Origin of the sequence: Martinezella rhizogenes (assembly GCF_000799715.1) — a bacterium.
Classification (GTDB): Bacteria; Pseudomonadota; Alphaproteobacteria; order Rhizobiales; family Rhizobiaceae; genus Rhizobium; species Rhizobium rhizogenes_C.
In genome coordinates this window covers 525,703-549,344 of record NZ_JUHG01000013.1, presented here as the reverse complement: position 1 = coordinate 549,344, position 23,642 = coordinate 525,703, and the positions used below count along the sequence as shown (strand labels likewise).

19 protein-coding genes are annotated in these 23,642 nt (G+C 60.6%); 7 read left to right on the top strand and 12 right to left on the bottom strand.

Annotated features, from left to right (window positions below):
- The first annotated feature begins 104 nt into the window (after positions 1-104).
- Positions 105-1,520 carry a dipeptidase gene (locus EX00_RS14465; RefSeq protein WP_047458899.1) on the top strand — a complete coding sequence of 472 codons (1,416 nt, stop codon included), beginning with the start codon at positions 105-107 and terminating at the stop codon, positions 1,518-1,520.
- A 68-nt stretch (positions 1,521-1,588) separates the two neighbouring features.
- Here EX00_RS14465 and EX00_RS14460 read toward each other — a convergent pair whose 3' ends face one another.
- From EX00_RS14460 to EX00_RS14425, 8 genes are all read right to left on the bottom strand, one after another.
- Positions 1,589-2,143 (bottom strand): GNAT family N-acetyltransferase, encoded by a 555-nt coding sequence (locus EX00_RS14460; protein ID WP_052210740.1) that lies wholly within the window; start codon positions 2,141-2,143, stop codon positions 1,589-1,591.
- Between the two features lie 61 nt (positions 2,144-2,204).
- Complete coding sequence (locus EX00_RS14455; protein ID WP_047458896.1) at positions 2,205-3,161, bottom strand: ABC transporter ATP-binding protein; 957 nt, start codon at positions 3,159-3,161, stop codon at positions 2,205-2,207.
- Positions 3,162-4,187, bottom strand: a complete 1,026-nt coding sequence (locus EX00_RS14450) for an ABC transporter ATP-binding protein (protein ID WP_404944019.1) — start codon at positions 4,185-4,187, stop codon at positions 3,162-3,164.
- The gene (locus tag EX00_RS14445) at positions 4,187-5,104 is read right to left on the bottom strand and encodes a dihydrodipicolinate synthase family protein (protein WP_047458893.1); all 918 of its coding nucleotides are present in this window, start codon (positions 5,102-5,104) and stop codon (positions 4,187-4,189) included. Before EX00_RS14445 ends, EX00_RS14450 begins: the two co-directional genes overlap by 1 nt.
- Positions 5,105-5,123: 19 nt before the next feature.
- Positions 5,124-5,999 carry an ABC transporter permease gene (locus EX00_RS14440; RefSeq protein WP_047458889.1) on the bottom strand — a complete coding sequence of 292 codons (876 nt, stop codon included), beginning with the start codon at positions 5,997-5,999 and terminating at the stop codon, positions 5,124-5,126.
- 3 nt (positions 6,000-6,002) lie between these two features.
- Positions 6,003-6,962, bottom strand: coding sequence for an ABC transporter permease (locus EX00_RS14435; RefSeq protein ID WP_047458887.1), 960 nt, complete (start codon positions 6,960-6,962; stop codon positions 6,003-6,005).
- 66 nt (positions 6,963-7,028) lie between these two features.
- Positions 7,029-8,615 carry an ABC transporter substrate-binding protein gene (locus EX00_RS14430; protein WP_047458884.1) on the bottom strand — a complete coding sequence of 529 codons (1,587 nt, stop codon included), beginning with the start codon at positions 8,613-8,615 and terminating at the stop codon, positions 7,029-7,031.
- Complete coding sequence (locus EX00_RS14425; RefSeq protein WP_047458882.1) at positions 8,612-9,328, bottom strand: FadR/GntR family transcriptional regulator; 717 nt, start codon at positions 9,326-9,328, stop codon at positions 8,612-8,614. The genes EX00_RS14430 and EX00_RS14425 overlap by 4 nt, the downstream gene beginning before the upstream one ends.
- Before the next feature lie 245 nt (positions 9,329-9,573).
- On the opposite strand from EX00_RS14425, the gene EX00_RS14420 reads away from it, so the two are divergent.
- The 6 genes from EX00_RS14420 to EX00_RS14395 all read left to right on the top strand — a co-directional run bounded on the left by EX00_RS14420 (position 9,574) and on the right by EX00_RS14395 (position 16,018).
- Positions 9,574-10,575, top strand: coding sequence for a LacI family DNA-binding transcriptional regulator (locus EX00_RS14420; protein ID WP_047458879.1), 1,002 nt, complete (start codon positions 9,574-9,576; stop codon positions 10,573-10,575).
- Positions 10,576-10,629: 54 nt separating this feature from the next.
- Entirely contained in the window at positions 10,630-11,907 is a 1,278-nt protein-coding gene (locus tag EX00_RS14415; protein ID WP_047458877.1) for an ABC transporter substrate-binding protein, read from the top strand.
- 63 nt (positions 11,908-11,970) lie between these two features.
- Positions 11,971-12,822: a carbohydrate ABC transporter permease gene (locus tag EX00_RS14410; RefSeq protein WP_047458875.1), complete on the top strand. Its 852-nt coding sequence runs from the start codon at positions 11,971-11,973 to the stop codon at positions 12,820-12,822.
- Positions 12,819-13,649 carry a carbohydrate ABC transporter permease gene (locus EX00_RS14405; RefSeq protein ID WP_047458873.1) on the top strand — a complete coding sequence of 277 codons (831 nt, stop codon included), beginning with the start codon at positions 12,819-12,821 and terminating at the stop codon, positions 13,647-13,649. The genes EX00_RS14410 and EX00_RS14405 overlap by 4 nt, the downstream gene beginning before the upstream one ends.
- 13 nt (positions 13,650-13,662) lie before the next feature.
- Positions 13,663-14,718, top strand: a complete 1,056-nt coding sequence (locus EX00_RS14400; protein ID WP_047458870.1) for an ABC transporter ATP-binding protein — start codon at positions 13,663-13,665, stop codon at positions 14,716-14,718.
- A 25-nt stretch (positions 14,719-14,743) separates the two neighbouring features.
- Positions 14,744-16,018 carry an MGH1-like glycoside hydrolase domain-containing protein gene (locus tag EX00_RS14395; protein WP_047458867.1) on the top strand — a complete coding sequence of 425 codons (1,275 nt, stop codon included), beginning with the start codon at positions 14,744-14,746 and terminating at the stop codon, positions 16,016-16,018.
- A 149-nt stretch (positions 16,019-16,167) separates the two neighbouring features.
- On the opposite strand, the gene EX00_RS14390 is transcribed toward EX00_RS14395, so the two are convergent.
- From EX00_RS14390 to EX00_RS14375, 4 genes are all read right to left on the bottom strand, one after another.
- Complete coding sequence (locus EX00_RS14390) at positions 16,168-18,228, bottom strand: hypothetical protein (protein ID WP_047458864.1); 2,061 nt, start codon at positions 18,226-18,228, stop codon at positions 16,168-16,170.
- 517 nt (positions 18,229-18,745) lie between these two features.
- Positions 18,746-19,969, bottom strand: a complete 1,224-nt coding sequence (locus tag EX00_RS14385; protein WP_047458861.1) for a polysaccharide biosynthesis/export family protein — start codon at positions 19,967-19,969, stop codon at positions 18,746-18,748.
- Positions 19,966-22,191, bottom strand: coding sequence for a family 16 glycosylhydrolase (locus tag EX00_RS30810; RefSeq protein WP_162184543.1), 2,226 nt, complete (start codon positions 22,189-22,191; stop codon positions 19,966-19,968). The genes EX00_RS14385 and EX00_RS30810 overlap by 4 nt, the downstream gene beginning before the upstream one ends.
- A 79-nt stretch (positions 22,192-22,270) precedes the next feature.
- Positions 22,271-23,599 (bottom strand): O-antigen ligase family protein, encoded by a 1,329-nt coding sequence (locus EX00_RS14375; protein WP_234709018.1) that lies wholly within the window; start codon positions 23,597-23,599, stop codon positions 22,271-22,273.
- Positions 23,600-23,642: the final 43 nt, after the last annotated feature.

The following is a 23,642-nucleotide window of genomic DNA, read 5'->3' as shown; positions in this document are numbered from 1 at the left end:
CTTGATGGCAGGCGGGTTGATGTTACGATGCCCCGAAATCGTAGCCGGCGGCGACGTCCTTTCAGCCTCTGAAAATGCCGCTTTCCCGCAGCCAGGAATGCCAAATGCCCAAGCCCACGAACGATCAGATCGAAGCCGTGCTTTCTCACGTCGATCAGACGATAGACCAGAGCCTGCAACGGCTTTTCGATCTCATCCGCATCCCCAGCGTCTCCACCGATCCTGCCTACCGCGATGATTGCCGCCGGGCAGCCGAATGGCTTTCGAGCGATCTGGCCAGCATTGGCTTTGATGCATCGGTGCGCGACACCACCGGCCATCCGATGGTTGTCGGCCATGAGAAACAGGCCGGCGGGCCGCATGTTCTCTTCTATGGCCATTACGACGTCCAGCCGGTCGATCCACTGCCGCTCTGGAAGACCGACCCTTTCGAACCGGTGCTGCAGCCGATGGACAATGGAGACACCGCGATCGTCGCGCGCGGCGCCTCCGACGACAAGGGACAGTTGATGACCTTCGTCGAGGCTTGCCGCGCGTGGAAATCCGTGACCGGAGCGCTGCCGATCCAGGTCAGCATCCTCTTCGAAGGCGAGGAGGAGGCCGGCAGCCCCAGCCTCGCTCCCTTCCTTGATAGAACCGCGTCCGAGCTTGCCGCCGATACGGTGCTGGTCTGCGATACCGACATGTGGGATCACGATACGCCGGCCGTCACCACCATGCTACGTGGCCTCGTCAGCCAGGAAATCGAAATCACCTGTGCCGATCGCGACCTCCATTCCGGCATGTTCGGCAATGCCGCCCGCAATGCGCTACAGGTACTCTCGGAGATCGTTGCCAGCCTGCGCACGCTGGACGGCGGCGTGGCGATCGCCGGCTTTTATGATGGTGTCCGAGAATTACCCGAGGCCGTGAAGGCACAGTGGAAAAGCCTGCCCTTCGATGAGGACGGCTTCCTGCGCGATATCGGCCTTTCTGTGCCTGCGGGAGAGAAAGGCCGCTCCATCCTCGAACAGGTATGGGCAAGGCCGAGTTGCGAGATCAACGGCATGAGCGGCGGCTATACCGGCGATGGCTTCAAGACGGTCATTCCGGCAAAGGCGAGCGCCAAGATCTCCTTCCGTCTGGTCGAGGGACAGGATCCCGATGCCATCCGAGACGCATTCCAGGCGCATGTGCGGGCGCGTGTTCCGTCGGACTGCTCGGTCAGCTTCAAGGAGTATGGTCTGGCGCCGGCCACCACCATGCCGCTCGATAGCCCGTTCCTGCGCAAGACGTTGGAATCGCTGACCGTCGAATGGCAGCGCGAGGCAGCCCTTGCCGGAACCGGCGGCTCCATCCCGATCATCGGTGAGTTCAAGCGCCGCCTCGGCTGTGACGCCCTTCTGGTCGGCTTTGCCCGCTTCGACAATCGCATCCACAGCCCAAACGAGAAATACGATCTTTCGAGCTTTCATAAGGGCATTCGCTCCTGGGTCCGCATCCTCGCGTCCTTTTGCGAGATCGAACAAGCGGCGTCTTGATGTCGGCGGCGCCTCATAAACCCGGCGGCGCGATGCACGCTTCGGTACCTGGATCCATCGCGTCGCGATCAATCTCCGTCGCGACCGCTTTCGCTGTCGCAGGTGCGCACTCGCCGAAGGTCCATGAGCCGCCGCGCCATCATGATGTCGTCGATTTCCCGGCCGCTATGTCGGACTCCACCGGGAATTCTGCCGATTTCGGAGAAGCCTTCCCGGCGATAGAAGTTTACCGTCCTCGGATTTTCCGAGCTGACGATCAGTTCGAGCTGCACGATGCCCTCGCTCAGCGCGTAGGTGATCACTGTGTCCAAGAGATCCTTCGCAAGACCCACGCCTCGCAGATCTTTGCGCACATAGACCATGATCAGCGTGGCGCGATGTGCCATCTTGCTTGATCGTTGCCGCAGCAAGCCCATCACGCCGACGGGCTGATCATCTCGAAACGCCACGAAAACGGGATCGCTCAGCCGCTGCCGCCATTCCTCGTCGGACAAGACTTCCCAGTCCTCCGCGCTACTCGCAAAGGAAGACGGCTCGGCATGAAGGGCCTCCAGGCGAATCCGTCGAAAAATGTCGAATTCGTCGACGCTAATGTGCCTGATCGTTATCTCGTTTCCACTCAATGCCGCCCCCCCGATGCTGCTTCCGTCATCATAGATGGCAGAAATGGGAGCAGGCAACGCCTCAATTCGAGAGGTTATCGCGGATGCAGGCCTTGAAATGACCGGGCGAGATTTCCCGCAGCTCCGGAACGGCTTCGGCGCAGGCCGGCAGCGCGTTGGGACAGCGGGTGCGAAAGACACAGCCGCTGGGCGGATTGGCGGGGCTCGGAATGTCGCCCTTCAGGATCTGTCGGTCACGCCGCGCGTCCGGATCGGGCGAGGGGATCGCCGAAAGCAGAGCCCGCGTATAGGGATGCTGTGGCGACATATAGAGCTCGCTACTCGGCGCGATCTCCATGATGCGTCCGAGATAGAGCACGATGATCCGGTCGCAGATATATTCGACCACGGCGAGGTCATGCGAGATAAAGAGCATGGTAAGGCCGAGGCGCTGCTGCAGGTCGCGCAACAGGTTGATGACCTGTGCCTGGATCGATACGTCGAGGGCCGACACCGGCTCATCGGCCACCAGGAAATCCGGTGTGAGCGTCAGCGCCCTTGCAATGCCGATGCGCTGGCGCTGGCCGCCGGAAAATTCATGGGCGTAGCGATGGATGGCGTCGGCCGGCAGGTCCACTTGCTCGAGTGCGGTGCGGGCGCGGTCCAACCGGTCCTTCGCGGTGCCGATGCCCTGTATCGTCAGGCCCTCGGTGAGGATCTCGCCGATCGTCATGCGGGGCGAGAGGCTCGCGAACGGATCCTGGAAAATGTATTGCATGCGCGGACGGACCCGCCGCATCGCCGATGCTGAGAGGGTGGTGAGGTCCATGCCATCGAAACGGACGCTGCCTGCCGAGGGTTCGACGAGGCGCAGGACCGAGCGGCCGATCGTCGTCTTGCCGCTGCCGGATTCACCGACGAGGCCGACCACCTCGCCCTTGCCGATGTCGAAGGAGATATCCTGCAGAACGGAGGTCTTGGTGCCGCGGGTCGTATAATGCTTCGCGAGATTGCGAACGGAAAGCAGGGGCTCGTTCATCTAGATCTCCTGCCAGCGAATGCAGCGGCTTTGATGACTTGAATTGACCTCGGCAAGCGGCGGCACGGCGGCGCGACAGGCGTTGATCGCGAACGTGCAGCGCGGCGCGAAGGCGCAGCCGGCCGGCATGTTCATAAGACCGGGTACCACGCCTGGAATGGCGGCGAGTTTTTCGCCTGCCTGCTTCATGCGGCTGGCGTCGCCGAGCCTTGGCATCGAGGCGAGAAGCCCCATGGTATAAGGATGTCTCGGATCGCGGAAAACCTCGCCCACCGGCCCGGTCTCGACAATCCGGCCGGCATACATGACCGCCACCCGATGGGCGATCTCGGCGACCACACCGAGATTGTGGGTCACGAACAGCATGGCCATACCGCGCTCGCGCTGCAGCTTCCGTAGGAGGTCGAGGATCTGCGCCTGGATGGTGACGTCGAGCGCTGTCGTCGGTTCGTCGGCGATCAGCAGCGTCGGATTGCAGGCGAGCGCCATGGCGATCGTCGCGCGCTGGCGCATGCCGCCCGACAGCTCATGCGGATATTGGCCGGCGCGACGCTTAGCATCGGGAATGCCGACGCTGTCAAGAAGGTCGATGGCCGCATCCATCGCAGCCTTACGGTTTACCCCGCGATGAACCCGGATCGGCTCCGAAATCTGGTCGCCGATGGTAAAGACCGGATTGAGGCTCGACATCGGCTCCTGAAAGATCATGCCGATATCGTCGCCGCGAATTGAGCGCATCTCCTTCTCGTCGAGCGGCACGAGATCGCTCACCTGACCGGATTTTCGTTTCAGCCGGATGCTGCCGGCCGCGATCGCGCCGATATCGCGTGCCAGCAGGCGGATCACCGAGAGGCTGGTTACCGATTTGCCGGAACCGGATTCGCCGACCAACGCCAGCGTCTCGCCGGCTGCGATAGAAAGACTGAGATCATCGACCGCCGTCACCGCGCCAGAGCGGATGCGGAAGACCGTCCGCAGCCCCCTGATGTCGAGTATGGTCTCAGTGCTCTCGTGCATCATGACCATCAGTCAAGCAGGCCGGTGGCGCGCAAAATATCGTTGATTTTGCCGGTCTCGGCGTCGTTGAGGGCGGCGCGTGGTCTGGGCATCAGCGCGGTGTCGATGATCCCCAGGCTCTTCATCGCCGCCTTGAAGGCGCCGATGCCGGACGCGCCACCGCTGACACGGCCTTGCGCCACCCAGACGATCTCGAACAGCCGGCAGAGGCGTTCCTGCTCCTTGCGAGCGGCCGCCCAGTCGCCGCGTTGGGCGGCATCCCAGAGGCGGACATAGCCATGCGGATCGACATTGGCGATGCCGGGCACGACACCATGCGCGCCCATCAACAGCGCGTTGTCGACGACGATTTCCGAGCCGGTCATCAGGAAAATGTCTTTCCGATCTGCGAGATCGAGCAGCAAGTAACGGAAATTGCCATCATCGCCGCTGGAATCCTTGACCCCGATGATCGTGCCTTCGCGGGCGAGGGTTACGGTCGTCTGTCGTTGCAGCTTCACATGCACGCAGACTGGGATGTCATAGGCGATCAGCGGCACGTCGACCGCATCGCGGATATAGCGAAAATGATCGAGGATCTCCGGCTGGCTGGTGACGGTGTAGAAGGGGGCGGTGACGACGACCGCATCGGCGCCTGCTGCCTTGGCGATCTTCGCGTGATTAATGACCCGGTCGGTCGTGGGGTCGATCACGCCGACGATCAGCGGTACACGGCCGTTGATCACCTTGGCCGAGTGCTCGATGATCTCCTGCCGGGTCTTTTCGTCGTGGAAGACCACCTCGCTCGTCGAGCCGAGCACGAAGAGGCCGTGGCAGCCAGCGTCGATCAGATGCTCCAGCACCCGCGTATAGGAGGCGTAATCGACGGTGAAATCCGCCTTGAGCGGCGTAACGACGGGGGGGACAACACCCTTGAATTTGCTCATGTTGGCTTTCTCTCAGTGGTTAGTTTCGCTCAGTACGGGGGTCGAAGGCATCGCGAAGGCCATCGCCGATGAAGTTGATGGCAAGGACGGCAAGGACGAGTGCGCCGCCGGGAAAGAGCCATTGCCAGGGATATTGCTCGAACACGGCCGTCGAGCGGGCGGCATTCAGCATGTTGCCCCAGCTTGCGGCGGGCGGGGCGATACCCAGCCCGAGGAAGGAAAGGCCGGCTTCGAGCAGGATGGAATTGGCGATCTGCAGCGTCGCGAAGACGACGAGAATGTCGATCGAGTTCGGCAGACCGTGGCGCAGAAGCAGGTGCGGGAGACCGGCGCCCATGCCGCGCGCCGCGATCACAAAGTCGCGCTCGCGCAATTCGAGGAGGCGCGAGCGGATCATGCGCGCCAGCAGCGGCCAGGAGAGCAGCGAGATGACGAGGACCGTCGGCCAGATGCCGGTGCCGGCGATCGAGGCGAGCACCAGAAGGAAGATCACCGGCGGCAGCGTCATGACCAGATCGACGAAACGCATGGTGATCGCATCCGCGAAGCGGCCGGCAAGCGCTGAGATGGCGCCGACCAGGAAGCCGATGGCGGCGGAGATCGCTGTCGATCCGATGGCGACGAGCAGCGAGATGCGGCCGCCCTCAAGGACGCGGGCAAAGACGTCGCGGCCGACGCCGTCGGTGCCGAACCAGTGTTTGGCGGTCGGCCCGCTGTTCATGGCAAGCAGGTCGATGTCGTTCGGCTTGAAGCTCCACCATAGCGGATAGGAGAGGATCAGCGCGAGCATCGGGATAATCAAGCAAACGCCGAAGAGGGCAAGCCGATTGAACAGGAAGCGCTCGAAGGCACGGGCGAGCGGGCCGGGGCTGCGGGTGGGGGATCGAGCCAGCATCGCTCAACCCACCTTGATGCGCGGATCGATCACCGCATAGGTGATGTCCGTCAGGAGGTTGACGACGATGACGCAGGCGCCGATCACCAGTGTCGCGCCCATGATGACCGGATAGTCGCGCGCGCCGACGGCGTCCACCAGCAGCAGCCCCATGCCCGGCCAGTTGAAAACACTCTCGATGAAGATGGCGCCGCCGATCGCAAGGCCGATGGTCGAGCCGATGAGTGTCACGACGGGAAGCAGCGCGTTGCGCAGCGCGTGCTTGGCGATGACCCAGAATTCATAGACGCCTTTGGCGCGGGCGGTGCGCACATAATCCTGATTGAGCACTTCAAGCAGCGAGGCGCGCATGTAGCGGGTGATGAGAGCTGCCTGCGCGATGGCGAGAAGCGAGGCAGGCAGAATGAGGTGACGCAGCAGATCGGTGACGGAGAAATCCGCCCCCGGTGTCAGCATGCCGCCGGACGGCATCCAATGGAGCCTGACGGAGAAGATGTAGAGTCCGATCAGGGCACTGAGGAAGGCGGGGCTCGAAATCCCGGCGAGCGCGAAGACGGAGAAGGAGACATCGAGCAGTGAGTTGCGGCGCACGGCGCTGACAACCCCGATTGCCACGCCGGCCACGACCGCGATCACGATCGCCGATCCCATCAGGAGCAGCGTCGGGCCGATGCGCGACAGCACAAGATCGAGCACTGGCTGGTCGAACCTCTTGATCGAGTAGCCGAGATTGCCGGCAAGCGCCTCCTTCAGCCACGCGAGATATTGCACCGGCAATGGGCGATCGAGGCCGAGCCGGGTCCGCAATTCCACAAGATCGGCCGGCGACATTGGCACGTTCGGATCGACATAGGCATCGATCGGATCGCCGGGCGTGAGACGCAGGAGGATGAAGGTCAGCAGGCTCACGGCGAGCAGCATTCCCAATCCAATCAAAAGGCGCCGAGCACTATACTGGAGCATGAAAACCGTCCCCTGTTGGGATGGCGCAGTTGAACGCGCCACCCTCACGCTGCGGGAGTGCCGCGCCTATTCGGCGAGCGACCATTTTTCCGGATGGGCCTGGTAAGGTCCGCCACCCGGCGCCGGCGTCCAGACGAAGTCTTTTACCTTGGAGGAGACGACGCCATAACGGTTCGCCACCCAGAGCGTTGCCCAGGGAAGCTCGCCATTCATCACCTTGCAGACATCCTGATAGCGGGTGTTGCGCTTGGTGAGGTCCGTTTCGCCGAGCGCAGCGTCGAGCGCTGTGGTCAGATCCGGCATGCGGGCGCGCACCACATTGGCGCCGGCCGGTGGGATCTGTTTTTCATTAAGGCCGGCATTGATGCTACTCGGATCGGGGCCGTTTTGCAGGCCGGCATAGATCATCTGGAACTGCGCGACATCCGGTTTCGGATTAAGCACGATGCTGTTGAAGGTTGGCGTATCGACCGCGCGCGGCGTCACGTTGATGCCGACCTGGGCAAGCATGGCCTGCAGGGCCGCCATGACATTGGCCGCAAGCGGCGTGGTGTAATAGGTCAGCAAGGTAATCGGCTTGTCGCCATTGATCTTGTCCCAGCCGGCCTCTTTCAGCAATTGCTTGGCCTTTTCCGGGTCATAGCCATAGGGCTCGACGTCTTTCGACACGAGCTGGTCGGCGACATAGGCGCAATTGGCCTGTTTGGCGGCACCGCCATAAAGGCTTTGGACGATGGCGGGTCGGTTGATGGCATACATGACTGCCTGCCGGATGCGCAGATCCTTCCAGATCGGTGAATCATGGTTGAAACCGAGATAGTTCACCACGAAGGACTCACCCTCGATCACCCGAAAATCGGCATTGCCCTTGAAGGTCGGCACATCGTTGGAATCGACATAGGTGAACTGGATTTCGCCGGCTCGGAGCGCCGAGATCGCCGCCGCCGGATTGGCAAAGTATCGGTCGATCAGCTTTTCCAGCGCCGGCTTGCCGCCGCGATAGTCGGCATTGGCCGAAAGCTCGACATATTGGTCCGCCACGTAGCGAATGAATTTGAAGGGGCCAGTGCCGATCGGCGCGGTGGACCACCAGCTATTCTTGGCGAGCTGGTCGGCGGGGATCTGCGATAGCGCATGCTCTGGCAGCATCATGATCTTGGTCATCGTGTCGATCAGGCTGGCTGATGGCGTGCTGAGCTTGACGACCAACGTTTTGACGTCCGGTGTCTCGATCGAGGAGACGGCCGTCAGCCGGGCGGCGAGAACGGAGCCGGTCTTGGGGTTCTTTGCGAGCTCCATGGTGAACTTCGCATCCTTTGCCGTGAATGCCTTTCCGTCGTGCCATTTCGCGTCAGTGAGCTTGAAGGTGTAGCTGCGCTGATCGGCGCTGACCTCGTAGGACGAGGCGAGCACGCCGACGACTTTCTGCAGTTTCTCGTCATAGCTTACCAGCGGCTCGTAGTAGACGCTGAGCCAGGTGAAGCCGCCGGTGGCCGCCAGCGGATTGAAGTTACCCTGGAAACCGCCGGGTCCGACATCGAACCCGCCGGAGAGCGTTGCCGCCCACGCCGGAGCGGAAATAGCCGGGATGCTCACGGTTGCCGCCATCGCGGCAAGTGCAATGGACGATGACAGTCTGGACAGTCGATTCATTGTGTTCCTCCCACATTTGAATTCGTCTTGTTATTGGCGATCACCCGGGAAATGCCCTGGTAATGGCGGTCCAGCCTTAGCTTGGCCTCCTCAAGGTCCCGCGCCTCCACCGCGTCGACGATTGCCGCGTGATCCTTCCAGGTGCCGACCGGATCGAGGTTGTCGAGGTTGACGAAGTCGGAGGCCTTGTAGAAGGCCATCCAGAAGACATCGATGAGCCGGACGAGCGTCTCGTTACCCTGGCAACGAAAGAGCAGGCGGTGGAAAAGCTGGTCGTCCTCGGCGAAGGCCTCTCCCTTCTCGGCATGTACGCGCATGCGGTTCACGGTGGCCCTGAGCTCGGCAATATCCTCCTCGCCGATGATCTCCAGGGTTTTGCCGATGAGGCCGACTTCCAGCGTGCGGCGGATCTCCAGGACCTCCTCGATCTGGCGGAGCGCGCCGCCAAGCCCATAGGCGAGGTTGTCGAGCAGCGGCTCGAAGGAGAAGGCTTTGACGAAGATGCCGACGCCACGCCGCGATTCCAGCACGCCGAGCGATTCCAGCGCCTTGATGCCTTCGCGCAGTGAATTGCGGCTGACCCCAAGCTGATGGGCAAGCTCCCCTTCGGCTGGCAGCATGGCGCCGGGCTGAAGCGTGTTATCGGCGACGTAGGCTCTGAGGCTCTCCTGCACGGACACATGCAGCAGGGGCGCGCGGGTCAGGGGCTTCATCGTCTTGAGTGTCGTGCGGGGTCTCACTTCATCATTATGTGGAAGTTAGATATTCACTTGTAGGATATCTGTCAAATGGATATGTGCCTCATGGCAGCTACTGTCCCGGAACCACTCGCTCATCTGTTTCCTGCACCGACGGTTTCTGCGCTGTGGAGGACGGTCCGCAGACCCTTCGCACCAATCCGAAGTCTTGACTCCCAAAACGTTTTGGAGTTCATTTCCAAAACGTTTTGGGAGAAGCGATGTCAAACCTCAAACAGCTTGCCAATTCTCTTGGCCTGTCGATCACGACCGTCTCGCGGGCGCTGGATGGCTATGCGGATGTTTCGCCGGCAACGCGCTTGCGGGTGCAAGAGGCGGCGCGACTGGCGGGGTACCAACCGAACGCTTCCGCGCGACGATTGCGGCGCCAGCGTGCCGAACTGGTCGCCGTGCCGCTGCCGAGCGCTCCGGGCCAGATCAGCCCGCCATACTTCATCGACATGCTGTCCGATTGTGCCGAGCATCTCGCCGTCGCGGGCCTCAATCTGGTGATTGCACCGGTGCCAAGGGGCAAGAGCGAGCTGGATATGTGCCGTCGCTTCGTCGATGGCCACCGCGTCGATGCCATGGTTCTTGTCCGCACGAAGCGGCACGACGAGCGCGTCGAGTTTCTGCAATCGCGCGGCATTCCTTTCGTCACCCATGGCCGGACGGAGGCGGGGACGCCGCATGCCTTCATAGACGGTGACGGTCATGCCGGGTTTCGCGAGGCCACACTTCGCTTTGCAAAAGAGGGCCATGTCCGCATCGGTCATCTTGCCGGACCGGGCGACTATAATTTCGCACATTTGCGGCGAACGGGCTGGGAGGCTGGGCTTTCCGAAGTCGGTCTGGACGCGGATCTTTCCGCGGTCGGCGATCCGACCGAGCGCGGCGGATATCAGGCTGCAAAGGCGCTGATGTCGGGCGCTCGCAAGCCTACGGCCATCCTGTGCTGCACGGATGAAATGGCGATCGGGGCTCTTAGTGCTCTTCGCGAGATCGAGGGTGGGGAGGCGGTCAGCCTCATCGGGCACGACGATGTGCCGATGGGCGCCTATAGCGACCCGCCGCTGTCGACCATGCACATGACCGGAGCAAACGTCGGCGAGCGACTGGCGTCATTGCTTTTGCGTGCGATCGCCGGCGAGGACCCCGCGACACTTCAGGAAATCTATCCGGTGGAATTCGTTGCGAGACAAAGCCACCGCCGCCGCCCCTGACAGCCGAATGCATGCCCGGCCAAAGCGGCCGACGTTTCAAAGAGGAGGAAACCAATGAAGCGCTCATATCTATACGGCCTGGTCGTTGCCGCAAGTCTTGCGACCACCTCGCTTGCTTACGCAGACACGATTTTCCTGTCCACGCAGTTGCGGCCGATCGAAGAGGCGACCGTGGTGCGCGAACAGCTTTTGAAGGATGTGAAGACCCCCGTCGAATATGTGGTCGAGGAGCCGCCGCAATTTGCTGTCCGCATGGAAGCCGAGCGCCAGGCTGGAAAACATACGATCAGCCTGGTCGGAGCCCTTCATGGAGAGCTGTCCCCGATCGCCGCCAAGGGTGGCTTCGTGCCGCTCGACGATATGGCTGCCAAGCTAGCGGCGGCTGGCATGCCGAAGAGCGTGATCGATCTCGGTAAATTGGGGACGGACAAGCAGCAGTATGTTCCCTGGATGCAGGCAACCTATGTGATGGCCGCAAATAAGGAGGCGCTGCAATATCTTCCGGAAGGCGCCGATATCAATGCGCTGACCTACGACCAGCTCATCGCTTGGGGCAAGAAGATGCAGGAGGCGACCGGCCAGCCGCGCATCGGCTTTCCCGCCGGTCCCAAGGGTCTGATGCCGCGGTTCTTCCAGGGCTATTTCTACCCGTCCTTCACCGGCGGCGTCGTGCGGCCGTTCAAGTCCGCCGATGCGGCCAAGGCCTGGGAGAGCTTCAAGGAGCTCTGGTCGGTCGTCAATCCGAACTCGACCAACTACAATTTCATGCAGGAACCGCTGTTGTCCGAGGAAGTCTGGGTCGCCTGGGATCACCTGGCGCGTCTGAAAGAGGCCGTCAGCAGCAATCCCGACCAATATGTCGTCTTCCCGGCGCCTGCCGGCCCGAAGGGACGGGGCTATATGCCTGTTGTCGCCGGTCTCGCCATCCCGCAGGGGGCACCTGATGAAGCGGGTGCGCGCGCCGTGATCGAGCATCTCATCCAGCCGGACGTCCAGCTCACGGCGGCCGAAAAGGTCGGCTTCTTCCCGACGGTGGACGCGAAGCTGCCTGAGAATATCGATCCGGGTATCGCCCTGTTGGCTAAGGGTGTCGATGCGACGCAGAACGCCAAGGACGCCATCGTTTCGTTACTTCCGGTCGGTCTTGGCGACAAGGGCGGCGAGTTCAACAAGGTCTACATGGACACGTTCCAGCGGATCGTCATCCGCAACGAGCCGATCGATCAGGTGCTGAACGAGCAGGCTGCTACTCTTTCCAAGATCATGACCGACACCAAGGCGCCGTGCTGGGCGCCCGACAAGGCCAGCGATGGCGCTTGCCCGGTCGAATAAGCCGCCCCGTCGCCGTGGGTTCCGGCTGTCGCCGGAGCCCATGATACAACGCGAGTAATCCTTATGACTGCAAACCGTTCCTTGGTTCCCTACCTGCTGATTGCGCCGGCAGTTCTCTTCCTGGCGCTGCTGTTCATCGTTCCGCTTGTGCAGACGATCTGGCTTGCCGTTTCGCAGGACGGACGCTTTTCGGTGGCCAATTTCCAGACGCTGACGGGCGATCTGAATTTCGTCTCGGCCATCCGCAATACGTTCCTTCTGACACTCGTCGTGGTCCCGATCCAGGTCGCCATGGCGCTCGTCATGGGCAGCATGGTCGCCAAGGTCGGGGGCGGGCGGGAAACGATCCTGTGGATCTGGACGATCCCGCTTGGCATTTCCGATCTGGCCGCCGGCCTGGTCTGGCTCTCGATCCTGCAAAACAGTGGCTATCTCAATAGCCTGCTCTTCGAGCTTGGCATCATCTCGCGGCAGGCGAACTGGCTGACCTACCAGACGCCGGTCGCCCTGTTCATCGGGATCGCCATTGCCGAGATCTGGCGCGGCACCGCGATCGTCATGGTCATCATCGTTGCCGGTCTCAACCAGGTGCCCAAGGAGTTCCGCGAGGCGGCCGAAATCTTCGGCGCCAGCCGCTGGACGCGGTTCTGCCGGATCACGCTGCCGCTGATCCGGCCGGCGCTTCAGTCGGCACTGATCCTGCGCACGGTACTCGCCTTCGAAGTATTCGCCGTCGTCTACGCGCTTGGAGGAACCAACATGCCCGTTCTCGTCGGTGAAGCTTACACCTGGCAGAACCAGAACCAGAATTATGGCGTTGCCGCAGCCTATGCGGTGCTGATCATGATCATCTCGCTTGCGGCCACTGTCGTCTATCTCAAAGCCGTCAAGGTCGATCCGGAGCGTCTGCCATGAGCGCGTCACGAACAGCGAGCTTCATCGGCGCGCGTACCCTCCTGTTCTGGAGCGGTATCGTCGTGCTCTGTGCCTGGGTTCTGGTGCCGATCTATCTGGTCGCGCTCGGCGCGCTTGGAGGCAAGACGGGCGTCTACAAATGGCCGAAGTCGATCCTGCCATCCAGTATCTCGATCGATCCCTTCCTGCTCTTCCTAAAGACGGAGGGAGTGGCGACCGCCTTCTTGAACTCGCTCGGCGCTGCGGCGATCACCGTGGTGCTGTCGATCCTGATCGGCGCGCCGGCTGGCTACGCGCTTGCGCGCTATCAGTTCCGGGGCAAGGATAGTTTCCGGCTGCTGGTGTTGCTGACACGCGCCTTTCCGCTGGCGATCCTCGCCTTGCCTCTCACCGTCTCCTTCATCCGCATGGGGCTTTACGACACCGTTGTCGGCGTTGGTCTGGTGCATACGGTACTGGCGCTACCCTTTGCCGCGCTCGTCACTCAGGGCATCTTCATGGGCGTGCCACGGGAGTTGGAAGAGGCTGCCTGGGTATTCGGTTGCTCGCGCATCGAGGCCTTCTTTCGCGTCGTCGCGCCGATTGCGCTTCCGGGACTTGCGGCAACAGCCGTCTTTGCCTTCGTCATCTCCTGGAACGAGGTCTTTGCGGCATCCGTGCTGACCGTGCGAAACCGGACATTGACGGCCTACCTCCTGACCGTGCTTGCGGAAAGTCCATTGCACTATCGTTTCGCGGGAGGGCTGCTTCTCATCCTTCCCTCCGTCGTCTTCATCTTTGCGGTCAGGCGCTATCTGTTCGCGATCTGGGGCATCTCCAGCAAATGAGCGGGATCTGACCATGGCAAATATCAAAATCGATCGCATCAAGAAGAGTTTCGGCTCCTTCGATGCGCTGAAGGAAATCTCGCTGGAGATCGGTGATGGTGAATTCGTGTCGCTGCTCGGTCCGTCGGGATGCGGCAAGACGACCTTGCTGCGCATCATAGCAGGGCTGGAAACCGAGACCTCGGGCGACATCCTGATCGGCGGCAAAGCCGTAAACGGCCTCGCCCCCAAGGATCGAGGCCTTGCTATGGTGTTTCAGAACTACGCTGTCTTTCCGCATATGACGGTCTTCGAGAATGTCGCCTTCGGCTTGCGCATGCAGAAGGCCGACAACAGTAGGGTCAAAGCGCAGGTGGAGAAGGCCGCCGCTCTCCTTCACATCGAACCCTATCTCGACCGCTATCCGAACAAATTGTCCGGCGGCCAGCGCCAGCGTGTTGCCGTGGCCCGCGCATTGGCGGTTGAGCCGCAGGTGCTGCTGATGGATGAGCCGCTGTCGAACCTCGACGCGCTTTTGCGCCTTGAGATGCGTACCGAGCTCAAGGCCGTATTGCAGGCATCGGGAACGACCACCGTCTATGTCACGCATGATCAGACGGAAGCCATGGGTCTCTCCGATCGCATCGCGGTCATGTACAACGGCCGTATCGAGCAGGTGGGGTCACCCATCGAGATCTACAGCCATCCGGCAACCCGCTTCGTCGGCGGCTTTATCGGAAATCCGCCGATGAACTTCATCCGGCTGCCGGTCGAAGGCGGGACGGTGAAGCTTGGCAGTCAGGCGCAGGCCGTGCCGCAGGCAAGCGGCGATATCGTGCTTGGCCTGCGTGGCGAAGACGTGGCGCTTGCGCCTCTGTCCGAAGGCCTGCCGCTCGACGTGCGCGTTTCCGAACCGATGGGCTCGCACCTGTTGCTGACCGGAACGATCGCCGGTCAACCCGTCCGGGTAATCCTGCCGCCGGGGGAAAAGGTCAGAGCCGGCGACAGGATCGGACTGAGGCCAGATCCAAGCCGCCTGACCTGGCTCTCGCCGGACACCGGCATTGCACTCAACACTGCCGCCAACTGACCAGAATTCCACATAGGACCATGACATGACGGATTTTATCGCCCAGGCCCGCGCCATCCTGAAGACGAATGATCGCGGCGGCTACACAGTGCCGACCGACCGGCTCTATCCCTTCCAGTGGAACTGGGATTCCGCCTTTGTCGCCATGGGGTTTGCGGCCTATGATGTACCCCGCGCCTATCGCGAGCTCGAACGCCTCGTGGAAGGGCAATGGGCTGATGGCATGATACCCCATATCGTTTTCCACGCCCCGAGTGACAGCTATTTCCCCGGCCCGGACGTCTGGCGGACATCGCATACTACCGCGACGTCCGGCATCACCCAGCCACCCGTCTTCGGCATGGCGCTAAAACGCGTTCACGACGCCGCGGTCGACAGCGGCCTTGCGAATGCCGCCGACCGGTCCGCGCCGCTCTTTGAGGCGGCGCTGCGCTGGCATCGATGGTGGTATGCGGCCCGCGACCCCGAGCAAACCGGACTTGTCGCCCTGCTGCACCCCTGGGAAAGCGGCAGCGACAACTCACCAGCCTGGGATATCGCGCTGGCGCGCGTGCCCACCACGACCGAGACCATCGTTGCGCGCAAGGATACCGGCCATGTGGATCAGGCCATGCGCCCGCGCGACGAGGACTATCGGCGGTTCATCCACCTTGTCGATACCTATGCGGCCTGCGGTTGGGATCCTGAGCGCCAGTGGAAGGCCGCGCCGTTCAAGATCGCTGAGGTGCAGACGACGGCCATTCTCCTGAAGTCCGGCGAGGAGCTGGAGCAACTTGCCGTTGCGCTTGGCCGAATTGAGGAGGCCGCCGAACTGCAGCAGATGAATATCCTGTCGAGGAAGGCATTGTTGGCTCAGTGGCGTCCACATTTGCGCCGCTTCGTCTCGTACGATCTCATATCTCGGGAGGATGTGGAGGCGCCGACGCAGGCGGGGTTCATTCCGCTGTTGGCACTCGACCTCGAGCCCGCCATTCTGGATGCGGCCTGCGTGGAGATGGAAAGCTGGGCCAATGGTCTGGCCGTGGCTTTCCCCTCGACGCCGCAAGCCTTTGCCGGGTTCGAAGCCAAGCGCTACTGGCGCGGTCCGGTATGGGGCGTCATAAACTGGCTGTTGATCGCGGGTCTTCGCCGCAACGGTCGCCCCGATCTTGCCGAAAGGCTTCGCGCCGCGACGGTTCAGGCGGTCGAGCGGCAGGGGTTTGCCGAATATTTCGATCCACTGACCGGCGAAGGCTGCGGCGGCCTGGATTTCTCATGGACGGCCGCGGTCTACATAGAGATGACCCGGAAGGCGGCGTAAGCAAGCTTGGCGCCAAGTCGATGGCATGTCCGCAGTCCGACGCACGGATTGCGGACGTAGCCTCTCTCATTGGCGCGCGGAACCACGGGCTTTTCCTGACGCTTACCAAGCATGTCTGCGGCATCCTGGGCTAGAGTCCCTTCGAAATCCTAATCCTTTTCCCAACGGTCTTTCAAAGAAGCTTGTGCCAGTCGACGCGCGGCGCGTTTCTTTCGTTTCGTATCGAGGCGCGCCATGAACTTGATGCTTCGGTCTATGCTCGTGGAAATGAGCGTCGGCACCAAGTGTCCCTTTGACCGCGCAAGAGAGCCCATATACCAACTTGTGACCGCGCCTTTGGACTTCTTCTTCAAGGCGAACAGCGCAATGTCCATGCTCGTGACAGGTTGGGCGAGTTCTCGATACCTTAGGTGGTTGACATCCTCCTGATGCAGGATTCCGCCATAGGCTTCGGCCTCCGCCCAGGTCGGCGACAGGCGAAAGTGGCGATAAGCATCCAATGCCGCGTTCTTCAGCGCCGCATAGACCTCCTGGGGGCTGTAGTGATCAAGTTCGATGGCATCTGTGATATATTCGACAAATCGAAGTGCAATCGCTTGCTGTTCACGGGCGCCCCATGAGACCAGGACGGTGTCTTCCGTGATCGGAGGCGCGCAAACTGGCTTGTCGTTTTCATCGAAACCGAATCCTTTGACGCTTGTGTGATCGGCGGAGGCCATGACTTCCAACAAAGCGGTCTTCCAGGGGGTTGTCGTTGTCCAAATGCGCGTTTTGTCCTCGGGGCCGAGGACGGAATTGCTCATCCCCATGTAGTAACCCACCAGTTTGACACGATCGCCGACAACCCGTTGCAGACGCAATTGCGTATTGCCTCGCCATCCCAGATCAACGATGTAAGTCTCTGCAAATGACAACATCCCCTCGGATCGAAGATAGGACAGCGTTGCGGCGCGGGCGATCTGTACGCGGGCACGCAAAGGATCAAGAACATCTGCGCGGAGCAATGCGTCTTGCAATGCAAGCTTCTGGCTTTCATTCAGTGACTTGAATGCTTCGTCGGCTTTGATCCCCGCATTGTGCGAGACCATTTTGATTTCATCATCAGAATATTTTAGCGAGGTCAGGGCCTCGGACAGCGTTATGTGATCGTAGTAGGCTAGTATCAGTGCCTGAGCGACCATTTCGCCGTCATTTTCGGGCAGTGCCGGCAACAGAAATGCCTGGCGCGAGGCGTAGGTGTAGCGTGCGTCAATATCGGCGCCAAGCCAATGCGCGAGGCGTTGGCAGATCGGAACCATGAGCTGGCCGTCGCGTGCGAGAAAGTGAATTTTGCGGCCGCCACGAGCCAGCACATCGAGTAAAATCCAAAGGACGTAAGCGGCGAACAATGGTCCGACCACGCTTGCGGCCGCAGTCAATATCCCTTCCTTTACAGGGGTCTCCTGGCCCAAGCGCGCCGCACGCGCCGAGCCGGCAATGGCAGAAGACAAAAAATCTCCCTTTCCGGACGCGAACAGAACGCGCTCACGGGTCGTCCAGTGGGAATCGACGAAGATCTGTGCGTTCCATCCGCTCGCGCGCGCATTCTGCAAATCACCGACGGCATTGTCTCCCAAATGTTGGAAGTGTGAGTTTTGGAAGCCTCTTTGGTGGGCAACATGATCGAAGATGGTGCCAGCAAACTTGCTCTTAAGCTCCTCACTGGACGCGACAATGTCGAGCGGCTTGGTATATCCGCATTGCGTGAGAAGTGCCTCGACCTGCGCGGAGGTGAAATATGTGTCTGAGAGAAAGATAGGGGAACTATTTTCCTTGATGAGCTCGCAGACCCGTCGCCGTGTCGAGGCGATCGGTCGAATGAGGCGTAGTTCCTCGTTTAGCTCGGTCTCCAATGCGATGCGCGCATCTTCCGGTCTTAGGTTGAGCAAGCGGGACAAACGGCCATAGATGTCGTCAAGCGTGACTTCCCTGTGAGGCACGGCGAGACGCTGCTGATACTCGGCCACGGCGCGAGCATGCATCCATTCGGTATCGCTTAGGTTGAAAATGCCGCGACTACGAAGTTTTCTTCCGACGATGAGGTGGATATGTTCCGGAGAATGGAGGAGGCGACAGACGGCTGTATCAAAGACGTCAAAACTGAACTGCACGGTTCCACTCCGTGTCTCTCCCGGACCCGGCCCCGTCATCATCGCCTCTGTATTTTCCATCCGCATAATCTCCCCCATGCGTCAGGCGCACCTTGAACGCCGGCAAGAAAAGCCAAATCTGGGCTCATCGCGGAATCTGTTCCAAAACTTAACGCTAGCCGATAGTTTGTCGAAATCAGAAAGCTATCGATCGATGAATTGGTCACGTCATGGACAAGTCGTGCTGTGAGGCGAAATCGGACGAAAACCGTCCACAATTACGGGATGTCGAGGAACTAAGGGCTATTTCGATGCGAAACTTAGCATGCGCTTTGGAACGAATTCCACGATGAGCTCCAAATATCAACGAAAGAGAACGTAATATTAAGGCAATAATATAGCAAGAATAATACTGTTTATAGTCAAGCGCAACACCTGTGTTTCCAGCAAGAGCATACAATTTCCCTGCAGGAGAGGGGATATACCAACGAGGGCTGCGCGTGGGTTGTGATAAGTGCGGCGGCGTATTAGGCAAGGACACTGGAGCGCACCGCTTTATTCGCTTCGGTGCAATTCATGGTGATATCCGTTGCTTTCTCTACTGGCTGTTTGGGGATATCACCATCTGTTCGGGCCGGATCGAGACTTCGAGAACATCGTCGGGCCGGAGCGGTGTGTCTTCCTGAGCGGCAATCTGCATCGTTTGCTCACCGTTCTTGCGGTAGATGACAAGCGATGGGCCGCCCTCACCGCCGCGCATCTGCGCCTTGACCGCGCCTGTATAGAGCAGCTTCTCACTTGAGGCGCGAATCCTGCCGGCAAGTTTCGCGATCTCGATCGAGGTGTCGCGCAAGGCGTCGTTCAGCTGCGTGTTGTGTTGTTCGTCCTGAACCTCGATGTTGCGGGCGAGCTCGTCCCTGTCGTGCTCAGCCTGCACGAGCCTTGCCTCGGTGTCGCCCTGCTGGCTGCGAATTTCGGCGAGCGACCGACGTTCGTCATCGACCCGGTTGGCCATGACAAGGCCTTTGGATGCGGATACATTCATCCGGTCGACGGCATCCTGCTGAAGGTTGATGCTTTCCTCATTCCGCTGCCGCCTATCCTGAAGCGCCTTTATGGTGCCTTCAGCATTTTTCAGGGAAATCTGGAGGAATGTGCGCTGTTTTGCATAATTGGAGAGGCGCATCTGCAGGTCGCTTTCTTCGAAGGAGGCGATTTCGTCCAGCGTCTTGCGCTGCAGCGGCGCGGAATAAATACTCGTGAGGTCGATGTCAGGCGCTCTGTTCAGTTCCGCCCTCAGGCTGATGGCGCGAGCCTTCTGCCGGGCGAGGTCGATCCAGAGGCTCTCGTTTTCACTCTTCAGATCCGGAGCGGTCATCAGGGGGTTTTCGGTTCGGAAGCGCAAGGCGTCATAACCGCCGGCAAGCGCGATAGCATGCCTGACGGTCAATCCCGGCCGGTAGGGCACGGCGCCAGGGCGCGACACGTCGCCTGAAATATAGAAGGGCCGGAGCTCGACTATTTCCACGGAAACATCAGCCGACTGGATCCGCCCGTCTTTCGTCAGGCCGTCGGTCAGCGCCACGCGCAGGTCGTGGATCGTTAGACCTTCGCCATGGAGTTCGCCTAGGAACGGGACGGAAATATTGCCATCGATATTGACGGTCACGCGACGCGCGAAGTCGGCGACACCAAATACGCTGAGCTGCAGAATGTCGCCGGGACCGAGCTTGTAGGCATCTCGCTCGTCAGAAAAGCCTTTTTGAGGCAATAGCGAAAGCGCGGCGACAATGCCGAGCGCCGAAAGACTGATGATCTTCATTGTGTGATCCCCTTTTCTTGAACTGCGTTATCAACCTCGGGCTGTTTCACTTGTATCCAGTCGACGAGAAGATTTGCTGGCAGGTGCGTCGATGCGTCCGGCGATCCGGGCCACGAACCGCCGACGGCCAGATTGACGAGAAGGTACATCGGCTTGTGCATGTCTGGCGGCGTCGGGGTCGAGAAGACGATCTGGTCGTCCAGAGACCAGACAAGGTTGTCCTTCGTCCAGGTGATGCCATAGACGTGGAAATTGTCGGACAGATCGGCGGTGACAAGCTCCGTGCCCTTTTGTGCCGATCGCGCACCGGCTGGGATGTTAAGGCTGCTGTGGGCGGTCACATGCAGCCTGCGTGTATCGTGACCAAGCACCTCGAAAACGTCGATTTCCGGCGGCCACGTCTTGTCTGCGGGAAGCAGCCAGAATGCCGGCCACAAGCCCTTTCCACTTGGCATCCGGGCGCGAATCTCCACGCGGCCGTAAGTGAACGAAAAGCGGCCAGCCGTCGTTAGCATGCCCGAGGCATATTCAAATCCTGCCGTGTGAATACGAAGGCTTTCGGGAATTTTCGACGCGCGTATAGCCAGAATGCCATTGTCGATCGTGAATGGCGCCAGCGCCTGCACGGCGGCATTGTCGCCATTCGGTCGCGGATCGACATAATATTGCATTTCCCTGTTGCTGGCATTGCTGCGCGCCCCCCAGGGATAGAGAGGTTTCCATGTTCCCTTGCCGCCAGCCCGAAAGTCCAGCGTCGAAAAATCGTCCTTGAAGATCGTCTTCCAGCCGGCGACCGAGGTCTGGGCAGGTTCCTGCTTGACGGCAGCCGCCTGTGCCGAGCCGAAGAAGGCAAGAAACGCCAGTGTGGCTGCCATGATTCCCTGTAAGCTGACGATCCGCCATGACGCAATCACCGTCAGCATGCCCAGCCGGCACATCAGCGCGACCATTGCGGCCAGCATCAACAGACTGGCTGCGACATTGCCCCAGGCCTGTCCATCAATGCCCGCCAGACTGTTGCCGATTGTCATCGTGACCAACAGTGTGCCGAAACCGACGGCGAACAGTTTCATGGAATCAAGGCCCGGTGATTGAGACCGCACGATGATCATAGGCACGATCCAGACCATGGCCCCCAACGATACGCAGGAAACCGCGAGAGCGATCGTTGCAGGCACGGCTTCCGTATAGGCGGGGAAGATCGCGGCAATCACACGATCGCTGACGAAGACCGCGCAGAGGGCGACAAGACTGAGCGCGAGTGTGACGACGAAAACCTCCCTCTCGACGACAGCTGAATCTTTTTGGAGGGATTGGCCACTCATGTGCGCCAGCATCTTCGGATAACGGACCTGTGCGATGGCCGCCATAACGCCTAGGCCGATCATGGCTAGACTCGCTCCAAAGGACAGCAGCCCGAGATCGTGCGGTGAAGACAGAACCGACGATATCCATCTGTTGGCGCTGAGATAGAAGGTCCATGACGCGTTGAAGGCGAAAAGCGGCAGGGCGGCTCGTGCCATCGAGGCAAGGGGCGGACGTTTCTTCAGGTGCGGCAGCGGACGGGCCAGCAGCACCGCACAGAGCGTGTAATAGATCGCGACTGCGGCAAACGAACCGTCGACCCCACCCAGGACCAGACCCGCCAGACGCGGCACGGTCATGGCGATCTGCAGAATGAGCGCCAAGACGGTGAATTCCCAGACCCTCGACGCGGCGCGAAATAGAGTTGCCGGCCCATTGGCGATCATGCCCATGACGCCGCCGGTGATGGCGAATATCGCTCCGAGAACTGGCAGATCCACCCCAAGCCCGTCGATGAACAGCACAATGGAAATACTGGCCACCAAGGCGACCCCTCCGACGAGCCAGAGCGTGACGAGGATCTCAAGACCGGCGTGCGCGGCAATTGCATTCGACCTTCCCGGAATTCGCTTGTCGGCCAGTTGCGACATTCCGAGATCGGCGCGGCTGGCATAGGTAAACAGGCTGGTGAGAAGGGCGAAAGTCCCGAACTGGGCAGGATCGAGCAAGCGAGCTGCCATCAGGGTTGTGCCGCTGCCGAGCATGGTCAGCAGTAAAGTACCGACGGCGTATGTAATCGGCCAACCGAACCAGGCGAGATGAGGCGACATTCGTAACCGGTGAAACACGGCCGGCACATGGCTGGTGGCGAAGCCGGAGATATCCGGCGTGGCGTCTGTGTCGAAGGCTGTCGTCATGATGCCACCGGGTTGCATAAGGAGCCGGTTCCCACCTCGACAGCGCAAAACAATCCATAAATACGCGCGAACACGAAAATCATGAGCTGCTGTTCTCCTGAGGAGCGGGAATATCACTGTGAACCGTGGTTGGCTGCGATGAAGAATGGAGCTTGCCGGCGAGCACGATGAAAAAGGCAAGCGTCAGAAGGCCGGGAGTGGCAAACAGGCTGACTTCAGCGATGCCGATGATCATTACGAGCAGGACGACCTGATCGCGGACGGCGTCGGGCCTCGTCACCATTCGTTTGATCGCTATGCCGAGTAAGGCGAATGCCGGCAGTGATCCGAGGACGCCCATGCAGAGGAGCGTCTGAACATACATGTTGTGGGCATTGACAGGGTCGCCGGCAAAGTTGCGCCCTACGCTGCCCATCATGAGTGCCTCTGTGCCGTTGAAACCCCAACCAAACAACGGCTTGCGCGCGATGAGATCGGATGCCACGGCCCAAAGTTCCGTGCGTCCGGTCAGCGTTACAATCTCTGTCGCGGAGCCGGAACGTGCCAGGAAGCCCAGGAACGGGGACAGGCTCGGGAGCCCGCCAATCGCAATAAACGGCAGTGCGATGGCTCCGCTCACGAGAGCGATGCCGGCCATTGGCCGGAGATAGTGCCTCTCACGCAGTTCAATGACGATGCAAGCTGCCATGGCGGCGGCGGCACTTGTACGGCTTTCGGCCGCGATCAATGCTCCAAAGCCTGCGATCAGCGCCGCGATAAAAACCCAGCGGTTGAGGATTCCACGGCGGTAGCAGATGATTGCGAAGGTCACCAGCACCGCTGCCTGCTCACCCAAAACGTTGGGATGTCCGGAAAGACCACGGAGACGGAAATCTGCCTCGAAAGCCGATGGCGGCAGCCACGCCGCATCGGGAAAGATGATTGCGGCCACCAGTCCCGACACGACGAAAGCCAAAAGGGTGAACGTGGCCAAACGCAATGTCGCCTGAAGCCCGAGGACCGAGACGCTGAGGCACGCCAGCATCAGATAGGCGACAAACCCCAACGCATTGGCCACGGTATAGGCAGGTGTCAGCGACCAGGCGCCCGAAGCAATCGCCAGCAGGCCGTAGAGGGCACCAAGAGCGATAGTCGGCTCGCGGATATAGGGAAGCAGACGCTGAAAGTTCGCAAGGCAAACGAGCGGTATCAGCATCCAGGTGGCAAGCTTTAGCCCGTTCTGCCAATCCAGTCCCGTCTCACCTGATGCGCGCTGGCGCAGGCTGAGGCTCAGGCCGAAGATGACGAAGACAAGCAATGAGGCCACGGCCCACCGTCTGCCAAGGGCGGCGGCGATGAGAACCAGAGCAAAACCCACTGCGCCGATGATGCCGAACGGTGCCAGAGCTGCAGCCGGATTTTGAGGCATTGTGAAGCATAAGCCGAGCCAGGCAAAGCCAATCGCAAGGGGG

Coding starts and splice junctions, on each gene's coding strand:
- EX00_RS14465 (WP_047458899.1), top strand. CDS start 105: ATGCCCAAGCCCACGAACGATCAGATCGAAGCCGTGCTTTCTCACGTC.
- EX00_RS14455 (WP_047458896.1), bottom strand. CDS start 3,161: ATGAACGAGCCCCTGCTTTCCGTTCGCAATCTCGCGAAGCATTATACG.
- EX00_RS14450 (WP_404944019.1), bottom strand. CDS start 4,187: ATGGTCATGATGCACGAGAGCACTGAGACCATACTCGACATCAGGGGG.
- EX00_RS14445 (WP_047458893.1), bottom strand. CDS start 5,104: ATGAGCAAATTCAAGGGTGTTGTCCCCCCCGTCGTTACGCCGCTCAAG.
- EX00_RS14440 (WP_047458889.1), bottom strand. CDS start 5,999: ATGCTGGCTCGATCCCCCACCCGCAGCCCCGGCCCGCTCGCCCGTGCC.
- EX00_RS14435 (WP_047458887.1), bottom strand. CDS start 6,962: ATGCTCCAGTATAGTGCTCGGCGCCTTTTGATTGGATTGGGAATGCTG.
- EX00_RS14430 (WP_047458884.1), bottom strand. CDS start 8,615: ATGAATCGACTGTCCAGACTGTCATCGTCCATTGCACTTGCCGCGATG.
- EX00_RS14425 (WP_047458882.1), bottom strand. CDS start 9,328: ATGAAGCCCCTGACCCGCGCGCCCCTGCTGCATGTGTCCGTGCAGGAG.
- EX00_RS14420 (WP_047458879.1), top strand. CDS start 9,574: ATGTCAAACCTCAAACAGCTTGCCAATTCTCTTGGCCTGTCGATCACG.
- EX00_RS14415 (WP_047458877.1), top strand. CDS start 10,630: ATGAAGCGCTCATATCTATACGGCCTGGTCGTTGCCGCAAGTCTTGCG.
- EX00_RS14410 (WP_047458875.1), top strand. CDS start 11,971: ATGACTGCAAACCGTTCCTTGGTTCCCTACCTGCTGATTGCGCCGGCA.
- EX00_RS14405 (WP_047458873.1), top strand. CDS start 12,819: ATGAGCGCGTCACGAACAGCGAGCTTCATCGGCGCGCGTACCCTCCTG.
- EX00_RS14400 (WP_047458870.1), top strand. CDS start 13,663: ATGGCAAATATCAAAATCGATCGCATCAAGAAGAGTTTCGGCTCCTTC.
- EX00_RS14395 (WP_047458867.1), top strand. CDS start 14,744: ATGACGGATTTTATCGCCCAGGCCCGCGCCATCCTGAAGACGAATGAT.
- EX00_RS14390 (WP_047458864.1), bottom strand. CDS start 18,228: ATGGAAAATACAGAGGCGATGATGACGGGGCCGGGTCCGGGAGAGACA.
- EX00_RS14385 (WP_047458861.1), bottom strand. CDS start 19,969: ATGAAGATCATCAGTCTTTCGGCGCTCGGCATTGTCGCCGCGCTTTCG.
- EX00_RS30810 (WP_162184543.1), bottom strand. CDS start 22,191: ATGACGACAGCCTTCGACACAGACGCCACGCCGGATATCTCCGGCTTC.
- EX00_RS14375 (WP_234709018.1), bottom strand. CDS start 23,599: ATGCCTCAAAATCCGGCTGCAGCTCTGGCACCGTTCGGCATCATCGGC.